Raw genomic sequence first — 14,055 nt, forward strand, 5'->3', positions numbered from 1 at the left:
GCCACCGGCGGAAAAGCAATGCGAAGCCGATGCGTAAAGATCACCGACCCCGCTGGCTGAAAAAAAGCCAGCTGTGTTTCCGCCGCTGGCGCACCCGCCGCTTTCTGCTGCCGCAATTCGACGCCGTCGGCCGGGAGCCGGAAGTCATGCACCCGGCCTCGGTGCAGGTATTCGGTGGTAATATCCGTCTGGGAGATTATCCGCACCTGATTTCCACTCCGGACAACTGCATCCGCCTCACCACGTTCGGTCACCGGGGCGGCGAAGCATGGATCACCATCGGCGACTTTGTGCTGATTTCCCCGGGGGTGCGTATCTCCGCGGCGGAATCCATTACTATCGGTAACGCCTGCATGATCGCGGCCAATGTGTATATCTCCGACTCCGACTGGCACGGCCTCTATAATCGTACGCGCCCCTTTCGTTGTACCGCCCCGGTGCGCCTCGGCGACAATGTCTGGGTGGGGGACAGCGCGATTGTGTGCAAGGGGGTCAGCATCGGCGACAACTCCGTCGTCGGAGCCGGCAGTGTGGTGACCCGGGATGTGCCGGCCAACACCGTGGTGGCCGGCAACCCCGCCAGGGAGATCAAGCGGATCGAGCCCGGGCGTCGTATGATCACCCGCGAGGCTCTGTTCGCCGATGCCTTTCGCCAGGCGCACAACCTGGACGAACTGGATAAAATGCTACTGGAGGGCAACTCCCTGTGGGGCTGGCTGCGTTCGCTGCTGTTTCCGCGACGGGGGGATTGAAGAAGCAGGTGTTTCAACCCTGCGGGTCAATAGTTGATAGCGAATCAAATGAAAAAATACAAAAGCGTTGTTCTGATCGGTATGCCGGGCGCCGGCAAAAGTACTTTGGGGGTGTTGCTGGCCAAAGAGCTGGCGATGGATTTTGTCGATACCGACCTGCTGATCCAGTCCCGGGAGGGCAAGACCCTGCAGGAAATCATAGACGGGAGCGATTATCTGAACCTGCGCCGCATCGAGGGGGAGGTGATTTCCAGTGCGGAACTGCCCAGCCACGTGATCGCCACCGGCGGCAGTGTGGTGTACAGCGCGGAGGGTATGGTCAACCTGCGCCGCTTGGGCCCGGTTATCTTTCTCCACTGCTCCGCGGAGGAATTGCGCCGCCGTATCCACAACTATGAGAGCCGGGGCATCGCCAAGGCGCCGGGGCAGAGTTTCGAGGAATTGTTTGCCGAGCGCGAGGCGCTGTATCGGAAATACGCGGATATCACCGTGGACTGCGACGGCAGGGATCTGCAGCAGGTGCTGGGCAGGGTACTCGAAGCTCTGGATTCCCTGTAAGTGGAAGCACCGCCCGGGATCGCGGAGCTCCAGCTCCGCTTGCGGGCCGGAGGCCCGCCCCATTGAATTTTCGTTGACCGCGCGTCCCGATGATCTCTCGCCCTGCTCGGGCGGGGCGGCCTGGCGGCCGCCAAGCGGAGCTGGAGCTCCGCGCTCCCGGCTTAAAGCGGCAGCTGGGTAGTGTACTTCACCTGCTTGAGCGCAAAAGTGGAATTCACCGAGGCCACATTGGGCAGGTGCACCAGCGAACGTTTGAGCAACTGCTCGTAGTGCTCCACGCTGTCCACCACTACGCGCAATACGTAGTCCTTGTCTCCGCTGGTGGAGTAGCACTCCACCACCTCCTGCACATCCTGCACGGCGGATTCGAAATTGTTGAGGGACTCCTCGTCGTGGTTGTGGATGGTCACATAGCAGTATACTGTGACCCCTAGGTCGAGTTTACGAGGGTCCAGTAGGGTGACGCGGCCGCGAATGATACCCTCTGCCTCGAGGCGTTTGATCCGGCGCCAACAGGGAGTGTGGGAGAGGCCCACTTTGTCTCCCAGTTCCGCCATGGAATAATCGGCATTCTCCTGCAGCGCCCGCAGAATTTTGCGATCGAAATCATCCAGGTCTGTCGAACGCTTCATATAAACTCCCATCCTATATATAGTTATTTGGTCGAGATTTCTGTCATAATTTTATGCATGAATGCGTAAATAAAGCAATGTTCTGTTGCGCTTAACGCACTAGTATGACCCGACCAGCCCGTCGCAGGTAAGGCCGTGTTTCTTGCGGTTGCCCGCAAGAACGGGAGGGCAAGAGGCCCGGAATAAAATAATGACTGGTAGTCCGAAATCAGTTTCGAGCTAGGCAGATAACCGGAAGAGGCGTATGAGTGAGTATGTTGAGAGCCCCCAACGCGAGGCGGGCACCCAGGTCAGGCAGATTTCCCTGGATGACCGGTACACCACCCTCAAGGGGCGGGTACTGCTGTCCGGGATTCAGGCCCTGGTGCGTCTGCCCATCGACCAGATGCGCATGGATCGGGTCCGGGGTCTCAATACCGCCACTTTCATTTCCGGCTACCGCGGCTCCCCCCTCGGCGGATACGACCAGCAACTGAGCCGCGCACAGCAACTCCTTCTACAGCACAATATTCGCTTTGTTCCCGGTGTCAACGAGGAGCTCGCCGCGACCGCCGTGTGGGGCTCGCAGCAGGTGGGCCTGTTCGACGGCGCCGAGGTAGATGGCGTCTGCGGTATCTGGTACGGCAAGACGCCGGGAGTGGACCGCTCCGGTGACGCTTTCCGCCATGCCAACGCCGCCGGTTCCTCCCCCAGGGGCGGGGCGCTGATCATTGCCGGTGACGACCACGGCTGTAAGTCCTCCTCCTATCCCGGCCAGTCCGAATTCGCCTTCGTGGATATGCATATCCCGGTGCTCAACCCGGCCACGGTGCAGGAAGTGCTGGATTACGGCCACTACGGCCTGGAGCTGTCCCGCTTCAGCGGCTGCTGGGTGGCGATGATCACCCTTGCAGAGAACATGGACAGTTCCGCCACTGTGGACGTGGACCCCGAGCGGGTGCAATTCACCTATCCGGAAATCGAGCGTCCCGAGGGCGGCCTGAACATCCGCAAGCAGGACAATCCGCTGGAGCAGGAAGAGCGCCTTTGGCGCTACAAGCGCCCGGCCGCCCTGGCCTTTGCACGGGCCAACAAGCTGAACCGGGTGGTGCTGGAAAACCCCGACGCCACCCTGGGTATCGTCAGCACCGGCAAGGCGCACCTGGACCTGATGCAGGCCCTGGAGGATATGGGCATCGACGAGCAGCAGGCGCGGGAGCTGGGAATCCGTATCCTCAAGGTGGGCATGACCTACCCGCTGGACGTGCCCGGCATCCAGGAGTTCGCCCGCGACCTGGACTACCTGCTGGTGCTGGAGGAAAAGCGCAGCCTGATGGAGGTACAGCTGAAAGAGGAGCTGTATAACGTCCACCTGCAGGACCCGCATTTCCCGCGCATTATCGGCAAGGTGGACGAGCACGACCGCCCGCTGCTGCCCATGTATGGCGAACTGTCGCCGGCGGTGGTGGCGCAGGTGCTGGGCAAGCTGCTGTCTGGCGGGACTCATACCGGCGCACAACTGAGCGAGCGTGCCAGGCACCGGCTGATGCGCCTCGATGCACTGGCCGAGCGCATCTCGCAGCAGGCCGGTTCCAGCGTGTCTCGCCTGCCCATGTTCTGCGCCGGCTGCCCGCACAACCGCTCCACCAAGGTACCCGAGGGCAGCCGCGCCCTGGCCGGCATCGGCTGTCACTACATGGCCCAGTGGCTGGACCGGGAGACCTACACCTTCACGCAGATGGGCGCCGAGGGCGTCAATTGGGTCGGCCAGGCGCCGTTCACCAGCGAAAAACATGTGTTCGTCAACCTCGGCGACGGCACCTATTTCCATTCGGGCCTCCTCGCCATCCGCGCCTCCGTGGCGGCGCAGGTGAACATCACCTACAAGATCCTGTTCAACGACGCCGTGGCCATGACCGGCGGCCAGCCCCACGACGGTGAACTGCGTCCGGACATGATCTGCCGCCAGGTATTGGCGGAAGGTGTGCGCAAAGTGGTACTGGTGATGGACAACCCGGACAAGTACAAGGGCGCACTGAAATTCCCCGCCCAGGTGGAAATTCGCCACCGCGACCAGTTGCCTGTGGTGATGAGGGAGCTGCGCGAGACCGAAGGCTGCACCGTTATCATCTACGACCAGACCTGCGCCACCGAACTGCGCCGCAAGCGCAAGCGCGGCCTGTTACCGAAAGCGGAAGGGCGCCCGTTTATCAACGAACTGGTGTGCGAGGGCTGTGGCGACTGCGTACAGCAATCCAGCTGTATCGCGGTGGAAAAAGTCCAGACCGCACTGGGCGACAAACGCCGCGTCAACCAGACCGCCTGTAACCAGGATATGTCCTGTGTCAACGGCTTCTGTCCGTCATTCGTCACCATCAAGGGCGGCAGGCTGAACAAGCGCGCCGGTGTGGGCGACGTGCTGCGCACCGAGGCGGCCAGGCTGCCCGACCCGCAACTTCCGCAGTTGGCGGAACCCTACAACCTCCTGGTTACCGGCGTCGGCGGTACCGGTGTGGTCACTATCGGCGCGCTGTTGGCGATGGCCGCGCATATCGAAGGCAAGGCCTGCAGTACCCTGGACCAGACCGGCCTCGCGCAAAAAGGTGGGGCGGTCTATTCCCATGTGCGCTTCGCCGCACAGCCGGAAGCCCTCCAGGCGGTACGTATTTCCGACGGCCGCGCCGACGGCCTGGTGGCCTGCGACCTGATTGCCGCCGGCAACCTGGCCGCTTGTCTGGCCAAGCTGGATGAGGGTCACAGTCGGGCGGTGGTCAACACACATCTGAGCCCAACCGCCGCCTCAGTACTGGGCCGCGAGGACAGCCATTCGCCCCAGGCAGTTCTGGACAGCCTGGGCCAGGCGGTGCTGCAACTGGACGCGGTGGAGGGGCACAAGCTCACCAGTGCCGCGCTGGGCGACACGCTGGCGGCCAATATTTTTATGCTGGGCTTCGCCTGGCAGAAGGGCCTGTTGCCGCTGGGCCTGGAATCTCTGCAACAGGCCATCGAACTGAACGGCGTGGCTGTGGAGGCCAACCTGCAGGGCTTCGCAGCCGGTCGACTTGCCGCCGCCAACCGTGAGGCCCTGGATGCGCTGCTGGTGCAGGATAAGGAAGCACAGCTTCCGCGCACTCTCGAGGAAATTGTGGCCCACCGCGTCGAACTCCTCACCGGCTACCAGAATGCGCAGCTGGCGCAGCGATACAAGGCGCTGGTGGACAGGGTCAAGGATGCGGAGATTCTCAAGGTGCCCGGCAGCGAAGCCCTGGCGGAAGTGGTGGCCCGCTACTATGCCAAGCTGCTGGCCTACAAGGACGAGTACGAAGTGGCCCGGCTCTACACCGACGGCCGCTTCGTCAGGGCGCTGGAGGAAAACTTTGTTGGTGATTTGGGGGCCGGCGATTTCGAGCTGGAATTCAATATGGCCCCGCCGCTGCTGTCTCCCTTCGACAAAGCCCTGGGCCGGCCGCGCAAATTGAAATTCGGAGGCTGGATGTACAAGGCCTTCACTCTGCTGGCCAAGTTGAAAATCCTGCGCGGCACCGCGCTGGATATCTTCGGCTACACCGCCGAGCGCAAGATGGAGCGCGCACTGATTCGAGAGTACGAGCAACTGGTGGACGAGGTGCTCGGCAAGCTGAACGCCGGTAACCACGCCTCGGCCATCGAGTTGCTCGGTTACCCGGACGGCATTCGCGGCTACGGCCTGGTCAAGGAAGCCAGTGTGTTGAAGGCCCGCGAACTCCGCGACGTGGCGCTGGTCCGTTTCCGCGATCCCAAGGCCGGCGTAGCGGCGCCGGCGGTGGAGGTCTTCGATCCCTCCCATGCGCAGCAGGTGGGTTGACCGGTCAGGGGCTGAAAAGCACGCGACACCGCGGCGCACCTGAAGGCAGGGAGTAAGGGAGAATCCGGTGGACAGGGGAAGCAGTGATATGGCTTTGGCGCTGGTGAGGCTGCGCGGCGTCGCCAGGCGCTATAGCCGACGCCGGGAGGAAGCGGAGGACCTGCTGCAGGATGCACTGGCGAAGGCGGTTGCCGCCGGGCGCACGGATATGGCGCAGCCGGCGAATATGGCCTGGTTGGTGGGGGTGCTGCGCAATCGCGCGACGGAAGTCGCACGCGGCGCGGCCCGGCGCCGAGCGCGGGAGAGCACCTATGCGGAGCGGACCGGGCGGGCAGTAGCGCTGTCCATACCGGACCGCATCGACTGGAGCCGGTTTCCGCCCGCGCTCAGGATCGTAGCCAGGCTGGTGCTCTCCGGCCACACCCGTGGTGAAATCTCCTATCTTTTGGGGTTGTCCGATGCAACCCTGCGGCAGCGCATTGCGGCCCTGCGGCGTAAACTGGTCCAGGCCGGTGGTGCCCGGCCCTCGGACTTTTCCGGCCTGTGGCGACCACTGGCCTACGGCAGTCTCCGCCGCGCCTTGCGGCACTCCCTGGAGCGGCACGGCGGCCGGCTGGGCGCCCACGACCCGGATGGGCACCTGTTCCTGATTTCCGAAAGCGACCTCACAAAAACACCCCGCGCGGCAACTTATCGTGGTAACCACTGTAACCACAAGGAGATCCCTACATGATCAAGAACCCCCGCGTCGGAAATATCCTCTACTACGTTTCCGATATCGACCGCACCGAGGCTTTTTATCGCGATACTATTGGCCTGGATGTGCAACGGATGCCGGACGACGGCGAGGGCAATCCCTGGCTGCTGGCCTGCATTCCGGGCAATACCGACCTGCTGTTCTTTCTGGGGGAAGTACGCGCGGGCAACTCGCCGATGATCGTCTTCGATCTCGCTGAAGGCGGTATCGACGACGTGGTGGCGGGCCTGTCGGAGGCAGGGGCCACCATTGTTACGCCCGTGAGCCATGCCCCCGGCGGCTGGTCCTCTGAATTCCTCGATCCCGATGGCTATATCCTTTCCTTGTACCAGGACGAGGCTGTGCCGCGCTTACTGGAGGCTCCGGCATAGCGGAGAATGCCCCCCGGCACCCCGTCGTTTGCGGCGGAGCCATTTCACCTCTGGGGTGAGGAATCACCGATAACAACGTAATTGAAAACGAGATTATGAACGTTCAATTGGTAACCTCAGAAGAAGAATTGGATAGGGTTGGCAAGGTTCTTTTGCAGCTCCGGCCTCAGTACAATCTGGACAGCCTTATTGCCAGCCACCATTTTTCCATTACTGGCCTGTAGTTTGAAGTAACCGGTTGTGTTGCGTTATTTTCCGGCAACGCCCGATAAGTTTGTGGGAAACTCTGGGCAGGCTGTCGTTTTCGATTCCCTGATGAAGCGTATTACCAATACATCTGCGCCCGTATCGCCAGCTGATTGGTTTTGTCCCCGGTAAAGTCGTCATCGCCAAAAGTGACATTCAGCATAAAGCGCACCCGGGGGTTGACGTAGTAGTTGAGGCCGAAAATCAAGCTTTTCGCCTTCAGGTCGTGGATATCCCTGTTTCTGATGGTGTCGTAACGGGCGGTGAGTTCCCAGGCACCGTATTTCCCTTGTGGCTTGGGGGATTTGAATACGGCTTTGCCGGCATTGTAGGGCTTGTGTTCCCCGGTGATTATCCAACTCCCCATAACATACCAGGCGTCCACACGCTGATCGTCGATAAAGCAGCCGATAACCGGATCGCAGGCAAAGGGGGCGGGGTCGCCAAAAAAATCCACGAAGGTTAATTCCGACAGAAAGTAGTCCCCGTCGTAATCCGCATAGACGTACTCGGCCTGCCCGTAGAGGGGGCCGTAGGTTCCCGCCAGTTCCAGGCCGGCGGAATTTACCGTGCCGCCGCCGTCATCGATAAAGAACTCGTCGTCGCCGAATTCTCCGAAAAAGAAGTTGTCGCCGCCGGGGGTGAGGGCTATCAGCTGGCGCGGGCCGCGCCGACCGGCGTAGATCACCTCGGCTTCCAGGGGCTCCGTATTTCGGTTGGCATCTTCGTGGCTGAGGGATATGCCGAAGTGCAGGGTGCTCACGTCGTCGTTGACAGGTGTCCAGGTAAAGCGACTGGCGGCGCCCAGGCCTTCGTTGCGAGGGGTGCCGGCGTCCCGCAGGTTGATTGCCATGATGCCGAAGGTGTAGCAATTGACGTGGGTATGCCAGCCGACCCCCTGCTGGAACTGACGGCCCCGGTAAATCCCGGTGGCGCTGGTGAAGGGCCGTTCCATCATGGTGATTTCATTGGCGCTGGTCAGTTCCTCCATGGAGCGGTAGGGCTTGAACTGGCCGATGGTGAGGGTACCGCCGGCGAGACCGGTGGCGATATAAACGTCGCGAAACCCGGAGAGGGTACTGCCGGCGGCAAAATCCTGCTCCAGTTTGTATTTCCAGTTGTATGCCTCGCCGGATAGGATGATGCGCGCGCGGCGGAACTCCGTGGTGCTGATCGGGTCCTCGATATCCTCGTCGAACAGGTAGGTGTCGAAATGGATGCGCCCACCCAGTGCCGCGGAAAAATTGCCGTCGTCGGAGGTGATTTTGAGGCCGCCCTTGGTTTCCGCCTTGTCGGCAACTGCCGGATTGCACAAAATTAAACCAGCCAAGGCACTGATTTTAGCCAGCTTGTTCATCGACACCTCCCTGTGTGCCTTGTGCAGTTATATCCGGTATTGGCGCCTTTCGAGTGTAGCAGTTGTCAAAGCCGCTGCAATTTGAAACCCTTTTTCTGCAACAACTCGACCACGCTTTCTTTTCCCACCAAATGGCCAGCACCGACAATCACAAACAGGGAATCGTGGTTTTCACTGGTGCGGACGATTTTATCGGCCATGGCGCGATTGCGTTGGAAAAACAGCGTCTCGTATAGTGGCTGGAATTCCGGGTTTTCGGCGAGTCCCTCGCCGATCACCAACTGGTAGAGCTGTTCTGTATCGCCCTTTTTCCAGGCGCCGGTCATTCTGGGCACAAAGGTCTCTATCTCTTCCAGCTGTTCCAGGGTCTGACGCAGCAACAGATCCGGGTTCTCCAGGCTGTTGAGCAATTGCAGCTGCTGCAGAACGCCTTCCAGTTCCACGATGGTTTTTTTGTCCCGTTTGGCCTGCTGGAGAAAGTGGCGGTCGATTCCAAGGCTGGGGTCCAGCCCCTGGGACTGCATTTCCACCATGCTCAGGGTAATCATGGCGATGGCGGGGCGCTGGCGGACAAACAACGGCTCCGGCAGCTGGCGGCTGCGCAGCCAGTCCTGGAGTTTGCGGTAGACATCGGGGGACAAATCATCGCGGAGGCTCCGACCTGTGGGGTAGAGGGACTCCTGCATGATCTGCTGCTGCAGTGCGGCGTCGCTCTCCGCGGCCAGTACATCCGCCTCCACCACCAGCGCGGCACTGTCCGCATAGGCCTGTTCGATCTGCTTGCGCAGGGGATAGAAGTCTGCGGTGGCCAGGTGCACCGAGCCCAGCAGGTAGACCCGGTGGCCGTTCTTCTCCGCCTGCCAGAAAACACCCCGGTCGTTTGCCGCACTGGCCAGGCTGGTCGCGAACAGCAGGAAAAAGCTGAGAAACAGTTGCGGCAAGCAACGGAACTGTCGCGAATTTGTCATTTGGCATCTCCCTTTGTCGTTGTTGATTGGCATCTTAGCACGACGCCTGGCCGACGCAGTTGCGCAGGTGCCGCGGCGGAGAAGCCTTTGCGGTATCTGCAGGTGGAACTGGTTTTCAAAAATGGGTATTGCGGCTCGGCAAACGATCGCCGATCCATCACAATACGATGGTTGAATGGCCATCGCAGTGCACAAGGGTCTATGAAAATCGTACAAATATTGCCCGAATTGAACGGGGGCGGGGTCGAGCGAGGCTCCCTGGATTTTGCCCACGAACTGGTTCGGTTGGGGCATGAATCCATTGTGATCTCCAACGGCGGCGAACTGGTGCCGCGCCTGACCCTGCGGGGCTGTCGGCATATCGACATGCCGGTACACAAAAAGTCGCTCTGGTCGCTGCGCCTGGTAGGTCGCCTGCGGCGCCTGTTGGAGGAGCTGCAACCGGATGTATTGCACGCTCGCTCACGTATGCCGGCGTGGATTGCCTGGCTCGCCTGGCGGGGCATGCCGGAAGAGCGGCGCCCGCGGCTGGTGACTACTGCCCACGGTCTCTACTCGGCCAACTTCTATAGCGCGATCATGGCCTCCGGCGAGCGGGTGATTGCCGTATCCCAGTGCGTGGCGGATTATTTGCAGCAACACTACGGCAAGAAGCTGCGTACTCCTCCGCGGGTGATTCACCGCGGGGTGAATACCCGGGAGTTTGATCGCAGTGCGCCCATCTCCGGCCAGTGGCAGCTGCGTCTGCTCAATGACTACCCGCAACTGGAGGGTAAGAACTGGCTGCTGATGCCCGCCCGCCTGACTCCCTGGAAAGGTCAGCGCACCTTCCTGCAGATGCTCGCCGCCGTCTCCCGCCAGCGGGATGACGTGTTCGGCCTGGTGGTGGGTGCCGCGGACACGGGCAAAGAGAAGTACGCGCGGGAACTGGAGCAACTGGCCCTGGATCTCGGGCTCAGCGACAAGGTGTTGTTCCTGGGCCAGCGCCGCGATATGCGCGAACTCTATGCCAGTTCACAGATCACCTATAACCTCTCCGAACATCCGGAACCCTTCGGGCGCACGGTTACCGAGGCACTGGCGATGAACTGCCCAGTGGTGTCCTACAACGACGGCGGCCCGGCGGAAGTGCTGCGCAGCTGTTTTCCCCAGGGATTGGTGGAGCGGGGCGATCTGGATACGCTGGTACAGGCGAGTCTGCAGATTCTCGACCGGCCGCAGTCGATCGATTTTACCGGTTTCAGTCTCGAAGAGATGACGGCGCAGACGCTGGAAGTCTACGAAGAGCTCTGCGCCGGCTAAGAATCTGTTTGGAACCTTCATACTTTCAGGCGCAGGGCCAGAGCCGGGCGCAGAGAGTTCCTCACGAGAGTCCAACCAGGCTTCGAACGGTACGCACTGCGCCCCCTACCGGGTTGGAGTAGGGGGCGTCGCGCGCACCATTTTTACCGCCTGCGGGTGGATCAATTCCCACAACTGATTGATTAACCGCCGGTGCGCAGCACTGATTATTTCTTCCTGTACTCCGCTGTTCTTCCCACTCCGATAACCGGCGTTCAACTCGCCAATAGCCACCCTCTCGATCAATCCCATATCCTCGAATTTCTCCAGTGCCCACCGGTAGCGATCCGGCATACTTACCGACTGCGGACGCAGACTGGTCAGCGGCCGCGCCAGGTTTATCGATTCGCTCAGCATCGTCATGCTGTCCTCGGTGCAGAAAATTCGTTCGGCGCTGGGAATGGTGTCCGCCAGTGATGGCGAACTGTCTCCGGGCCAACAGCTGGCGGCGACGAAAGATTCCGGTAGATGTCGGTCGCACAGTTGGCGCAGGTAGCCGGGACTGCGCCGCGAGCCGGCGACAATCCAGCGGATATCATTTTCTTCCGCGCACTCCCGGGCCCAGCGCAATAGCGTGGTCCAGTCCTGCCGCCGGTAACGGTAGCCGCTGCCATCGCCGCCGAGCAGTAGTGCCCAGCGGTTGGGCTCTATTCTTCCGTTGCCGACGCGGGCCGGGGCAAAATCCATCACAAGGTTGTTCGGCGGTGATCCCGCGACTGCTTCCAAAGTCAGCAGTGCGGAAAAATTTTTACAGGACAGGTGCCGTAGTGATCCGATAAAAATATTGTGACATTGCCAATACCGGGCCAGGACGCTGTTGGCGAAGCTGGTATTGCCACCGGCGGAAACGATCAGATCCGCCGGCTGTGTGGGCAGCTGTATCCGGTAGCAGCGCAGAATCCACCGAGCGGGGGTTGGAAATCGCTCCAGCCTGTTGCACGAGAAGGCCAGGGGGCGGCGCAGCCATTTGAAGCGCAGCCGGCAGTCGGCTTCATGGACGGAAACGGATCGGCCGGAATGGCGTAGCCAGTCCGCCAGCCCCCGGGCCTGGTTGACATGGCCGGGGATGCCGTCGCTCAGAATGAGGATGCGCACTGGGAAACCAGCTGCGCATACACCTGCCAAGTGGCCCTGGCCATATTGTCCAGGGTCAGCTCCCTGCCGGCGCGGGCGAAGACCGGGGCGAAGTCCCGCTGCAGGCGCTGCTTATCCTGCAGTGCGGTGTGCAGCTTTTGCGCCAGGTGAGCCGGTTCCCGATCGTCCAGTAGATACTGGTTGGGAATGTATTCCCCGGCGTTGCCGACGCGGCTGGCTACCACCGGGCAGTGGTTCAGCAGTGCCTCGATCAAGGTGTATGGGGCGCCCTCGTTGCGCGAGGGCATTACCAGCAGGTCCGCCGCGCGCATAAAGGCGCTTACCTGGTCGGAGTAGCCGATAAAGTTCACCCGGCCGCCCAACAGCAGGCTGTCGCTGAGTTTTTGCAGGTTTTCCTTTTCCGGACCTTCTCCCAATATGATCAGCTGAGTATCCGGAAGCTCCGGCATGGCTTGCAGCAACAGATCTACTCCCTTGAGTTTGACCAGGCGCGCGGCCACAAGCAGCGTGGAACCCGCGGCCACGGGGAACTCTACCGGCGTTGCAGGCCGGACGGCGGTGTCGACGCCGTTGGGGATAATGTTCCAGGACAGGCGCGAGTTGGCTACCGCGGTATGGCTGACCGCAATGCGTGCGCTGAAGGCACTGGCCAGCTTATCCCGGGGGTGGCGGACGTTGTGCCGGGTGATTACCTGCCGAGCATCGGTGTATTTTTGTACCCCCACGAGCAATTGCGCGGACTTGCTGCCGTGGCCGTGGGCGATCTGGTATTCGCCGGCGCGGATCTGGTTGGCCAGGCGCCAGATCAGTGTCGGGTGGTGGCGGCTGCGGTCGGTGTTCAGTGGATCCACCGACTCGTCCAGGGTGGCCCGGTAACGCGGATGGGCGATCACCGATACCCGGGCGCCGGTGTTGTGCGCCTGCCAGCGGGACAGGTCCGCCACGTGTTTTTCCATTCCGCCGTGTTCACGGCTGGCGATAAGATGACAAATACTCTGGATCATACGGTTGCCAACCCAGTGCTGGTTTCCTCGGCCATGCGCTCCAGCAACTGCTGGGCACAGCGCAGATGCTCATTGAGTGGTGCGCGTCGCTGGCTGGGAAAGCCGCGCAATTGCCACAGGGGATAGGGGGTGATTTCGCCGCGTTCGCTCAGTTGACGGATACCTCGCAGCAGTTTGTTGCAACGCCCGCGCGGAGATAAGTTCAGTACGCCGACCGCAGCATGGCTGTTGAGTGCCTCAAACAGCATGGAGGCGCTGTCCGGGCTGACCCAGATCTCCCGTGCGGCGGCGATGGTCCGCGGCAGCCAGTCACTGCCGGTATCGCGCCAGTGCACGAAACGGCATCGATCCGCCAGCGTCGCCAGCATTTTCCGGGTGTCAATGGGGGTTCGGCGGCTGTCCGCTACAAGCCAGCACAGGTCCGGACGCGCGTCGCAGATATGATTCAGTTGCTGCACTATGTGCGCGCTGTCCCAGGTGAAATAGCGATTTTCCCCGCCCAGAAGAATCAGGCCACAGGGTTTTTCTTCCGTGCTTTTTTTCACGTTTCCCGTTTTCACACTTCCCGGCGCCAGTACTCCGCGGCTGGCGATCACATTGCCGACCAGGGGCGGGCGGTCGTGCTGTGGAACTATGGCATAGTCGAACCAGTTGGCGGGCAGGGTGGGGCGCATGAGTACCACGGCGCGGCCGCCGTGGCGGTTGCGGGCGCTGAGCAGGGGCAGGTGTGTTTTGTGCCCGGTACCGACAATCAGGTCCGGTTCTGGAAGGTGATTCCCGCGGACAAAGCGATTGTGCAGCCACTCGTGCCATTTTTCCGTCGCGGAATAGCGGCAGTCGATTCCGTAGCTACGAATGGATTGCAGGCTGGCGAGGCCCTGCAGCAGGCCGTCCACCTGCTTTTCATGGCCGCGATTGCCGTCGCACAACGTCCATATTGTCAAGTTCATGGTCACCCCGCTCGGTTATGCGAGGTATTTTGTGCGGGCCTTGTTACAGGAGTTTGATTGAAATATGACTGTGTGGAGACGGGGGCCGGGGCCGGAATTAATTATGCCTTGTAGGAGCGGCCGTTGGCCGCGATCGATCTCTCCCTGTAGCGCAGTCCGATCGAGGCCAGCGGCCGCTCCTACAGGGGAGAGCCGAGTGCC

Annotated in this window: 12 protein-coding genes; 6 read left to right on the forward strand and 6 right to left on the reverse strand. The window is 61.3% G+C overall.

Annotated elements, in window-relative coordinates:
- Positions 1–29: 29 nt before the first annotated feature.
- Complete coding sequence (locus FHS09_RS05815; RefSeq protein WP_183457682.1) at positions 30–752, forward strand: acyltransferase; 723 nt, start codon at positions 30–32, stop codon at positions 750–752.
- A gap of 48 nt (positions 753–800) precedes the next feature.
- The gene (locus FHS09_RS05820; protein WP_183457684.1) at positions 801–1,310 is read left to right on the forward strand and encodes a shikimate kinase; all 510 of its coding nucleotides are present in this window, start codon (positions 801–803) and stop codon (positions 1,308–1,310) included.
- Positions 1,311–1,471: 161 nt separating this feature from the next.
- Here FHS09_RS05820 and FHS09_RS05825 read toward each other — a convergent pair whose 3' ends face one another.
- Positions 1,472–1,942, reverse strand: coding sequence for an Lrp/AsnC family transcriptional regulator (locus FHS09_RS05825; RefSeq protein ID WP_020413378.1), 471 nt, complete (start codon positions 1,940–1,942; stop codon positions 1,472–1,474).
- 244 nt (positions 1,943–2,186) lie between these two features.
- On the opposite strand from FHS09_RS05825, the gene FHS09_RS05830 reads away from it, so the two are divergent.
- From FHS09_RS05830 to FHS09_RS05840, 3 genes are all read left to right on the forward strand, one after another.
- Positions 2,187–5,765, forward strand: coding sequence for an indolepyruvate ferredoxin oxidoreductase family protein (locus FHS09_RS05830; RefSeq protein WP_183457686.1), 3,579 nt, complete (start codon positions 2,187–2,189; stop codon positions 5,763–5,765).
- Between the two features lie 88 nt (positions 5,766–5,853).
- Positions 5,854–6,498 carry an RNA polymerase sigma factor gene (locus tag FHS09_RS05835; protein ID WP_183457688.1) on the forward strand — a complete coding sequence of 215 codons (645 nt, stop codon included), beginning with the start codon at positions 5,854–5,856 and terminating at the stop codon, positions 6,496–6,498.
- On the forward strand, positions 6,495–6,893 hold the full coding sequence (locus tag FHS09_RS05840; protein WP_183457690.1) for a VOC family protein: 399 nt from the start codon (positions 6,495–6,497) through the stop codon (positions 6,891–6,893). Before FHS09_RS05835 ends, FHS09_RS05840 begins: the two co-directional genes overlap by 4 nt.
- Before the next feature lie 325 nt (positions 6,894–7,218).
- On the opposite strand, the gene FHS09_RS05845 is transcribed toward FHS09_RS05840, so the two are convergent.
- Positions 7,219–8,496, reverse strand: coding sequence for an OprO/OprP family phosphate-selective porin (locus FHS09_RS05845; protein ID WP_183457692.1), 1,278 nt, complete (start codon positions 8,494–8,496; stop codon positions 7,219–7,221).
- A gap of 65 nt (positions 8,497–8,561) precedes the next feature.
- A complete protein-coding gene (locus FHS09_RS05850) occupies positions 8,562–9,464 on the reverse strand; it encodes a TraB/GumN family protein (RefSeq protein ID WP_246394574.1) in 903 nt (300 codons plus the stop codon).
- A gap of 201 nt (positions 9,465–9,665) precedes the next feature.
- Between FHS09_RS05850 and FHS09_RS05855 the strand changes: the two genes are divergently transcribed.
- Positions 9,666–10,766 (forward strand): glycosyltransferase family 4 protein, encoded by a 1,101-nt coding sequence (locus tag FHS09_RS05855; RefSeq protein WP_183457696.1) that lies wholly within the window; start codon positions 9,666–9,668, stop codon positions 10,764–10,766.
- A 105-nt stretch (positions 10,767–10,871) separates the two neighbouring features.
- On the opposite strand, the gene FHS09_RS23195 is transcribed toward FHS09_RS05855, so the two are convergent.
- The 3 genes from FHS09_RS23195 to FHS09_RS05870 are packed head-to-tail and all read right to left on the reverse strand — an operon-like array spanning position 10,872 to position 13,854.
- A complete protein-coding gene (locus FHS09_RS23195; protein ID WP_183457698.1) occupies positions 10,872–11,900 on the reverse strand; it encodes an ELM1/GtrOC1 family putative glycosyltransferase in 1,029 nt (342 codons plus the stop codon).
- Positions 11,882–12,904: a glycosyltransferase family 4 protein gene (locus tag FHS09_RS05865; RefSeq protein ID WP_183457700.1), complete on the reverse strand. Its 1,023-nt coding sequence runs from the start codon at positions 12,902–12,904 to the stop codon at positions 11,882–11,884. Before FHS09_RS05865 ends, FHS09_RS23195 begins: the two co-directional genes overlap by 19 nt.
- A complete protein-coding gene (locus FHS09_RS05870; RefSeq protein ID WP_183457702.1) occupies positions 12,901–13,854 on the reverse strand; it encodes an ELM1/GtrOC1 family putative glycosyltransferase in 954 nt (317 codons plus the stop codon). The genes FHS09_RS05865 and FHS09_RS05870 overlap by 4 nt, the downstream gene beginning before the upstream one ends.
- Positions 13,855–14,055: the final 201 nt, after the last annotated feature.

The organism is Microbulbifer rhizosphaerae, from assembly GCF_014191725.1.
GTDB classification, from domain to species: domain Bacteria; phylum Pseudomonadota; class Gammaproteobacteria; order Pseudomonadales; family Cellvibrionaceae; genus Microbulbifer; species Microbulbifer rhizosphaerae.

Bases quoted from the DNA above. Each gene is read 5' to 3' on its own strand.
- FHS09_RS05825 (WP_020413378.1), bottom strand. From the start codon at position 1,942: ATGAAGCGTTCGACAGACCTGGATGATTTCGATCGCAAAATTCTGCGG.
- FHS09_RS05835 (WP_183457688.1), top strand. From the start codon at position 5,854: ATGGCTTTGGCGCTGGTGAGGCTGCGCGGCGTCGCCAGGCGCTATAGC.
- FHS09_RS05830 (WP_183457686.1), top strand. From the start codon at position 2,187: ATGAGTGAGTATGTTGAGAGCCCCCAACGCGAGGCGGGCACCCAGGTC.
- FHS09_RS05820 (WP_183457684.1), top strand. From the start codon at position 801: ATGAAAAAATACAAAAGCGTTGTTCTGATCGGTATGCCGGGCGCCGGC.
- FHS09_RS05855 (WP_183457696.1), top strand. From the start codon at position 9,666: ATGAAAATCGTACAAATATTGCCCGAATTGAACGGGGGCGGGGTCGAG.
- FHS09_RS05840 (WP_183457690.1), top strand. From the start codon at position 6,495: ATGATCAAGAACCCCCGCGTCGGAAATATCCTCTACTACGTTTCCGAT.
- FHS09_RS05870 (WP_183457702.1), bottom strand. From the start codon at position 13,854: ATGAACTTGACAATATGGACGTTGTGCGACGGCAATCGCGGCCATGAA.
- FHS09_RS05865 (WP_183457700.1), bottom strand. From the start codon at position 12,904: ATGATCCAGAGTATTTGTCATCTTATCGCCAGCCGTGAACACGGCGGA.
- FHS09_RS05850 (WP_246394574.1), bottom strand. From the start codon at position 9,464: ATGACAAATTCGCGACAGTTCCGTTGCTTGCCGCAACTGTTTCTCAGC.
- FHS09_RS05815 (WP_183457682.1), top strand. From the start codon at position 30: ATGCGTAAAGATCACCGACCCCGCTGGCTGAAAAAAAGCCAGCTGTGT.
- FHS09_RS05845 (WP_183457692.1), bottom strand. From the start codon at position 8,496: ATGAACAAGCTGGCTAAAATCAGTGCCTTGGCTGGTTTAATTTTGTGC.